The 1139-nt window shown below is 43.9% G+C and carries 1 protein-coding gene; it reads left to right on the top strand.

Going from position 1 to position 1139, the window contains the following annotated elements; all coding sequences use genetic code 11:
* The coding region (locus JCM10512_RS21035) for a family 16 glycosylhydrolase (RefSeq protein WP_044165930.1) at nucleotides 1–1139 on the top strand (1139 nt) is incomplete at both ends.

The raw sequence follows: 1139 nt of genomic DNA, 5'->3' as shown, positions 1-1139 counted from the left end.
TGGAGTGATGAATTTAATACGGAGGGGAAATTAGACCCCTCCGTATGGAATTTTGAACAAGGCTATGCGCGGAATGAAGAAGCACAATGGTATCAGTCGGATAATGCATATTGTAAAGACGGGCTGCTTGTTATAGAGGCCCGTAAGGAGCATAACCGGAAAAATCCCGGTTATGTCGTAGGTAGCAGTGATTGGCGTAAGGGCCGTGAATTTGTTGAATACTCTTCTTCATCGGTAACTACTGTCGGGAAAAAGGAGTTCTTGTATGGTCGCTTTGAAGTAAGAGCACGCATTCCTGTAGCTAAAGGCGCATGGCCTGCTATTTGGACACTGGGTAGTAATATGGAATGGCCTTCTTGTGGCGAAATAGATATCATGGAGTATTATCAGATTAAAGGTATACCCCATATTCTAGCTAATGCTGCGTGGGGAACAGATCGTCAGTGGCATGCGAAGTGGAAGAGTCGAGCTGTTCCGTTCTCCCATTTCACCGATAGAGATTCGAGATGGGCTTCCAAGTTCCATATTTGGCGTATGGATTGGGATGAAGAAGCGATTAAGCTCTATTTGGATGATGAACTGTTGAACGAAATTCCGCTAAGCCAAACTGTAAATGGTAGCATCGGAGAAGGAAGCAATCCTTTCACGAAGCCACAATATTTATTATTGAATCTAGCCATTGGAGGTATTAATGGAGGTCCTATTGACAATGCAGCACTACCCATGAAGTATGAGATTGATTACGTGCGGGTCTATCAAAAGGAAAAGGGGATCGCTTCGGGTAAAATCTGGAGAGATACTGAAGGTGATGTGATTAATGCCCATGGCGGAGGAATACTTTATCATGAAGGAAAATACTATTGGTATGGTGAACATAGGCCCGAATCGGGATTTGTAACAGAAAAAGGTATCAATTGCTACTCTTCAACGGATTTGTGTAACTGGCGTTATGAAGGAATATCGCTTCCTGTATCAGATAAGGTAGGGCACGATCTGGAGAAGGGTTGCATTATGGAACGTCCCAAAGTACTGTATAATGCGAAAACCGGAAAATTTGTAATGTGGCTTCACTTGGAATTGAAGGGACAAGGATATGGCCCTTCACGTGCAGCGGTTGCTGTGAGTGATTCACCTGTAGG

The sequence above is a fragment of the Bacteroides reticulotermitis JCM 10512 genome (genome assembly GCF_000517545.1).
GTDB classification, from domain to species: Bacteria; Bacteroidota; Bacteroidia; order Bacteroidales; family Bacteroidaceae; genus Bacteroides; species Bacteroides reticulotermitis.
This window is presented reverse-complemented; position numbering and strand designations above follow the sequence as displayed.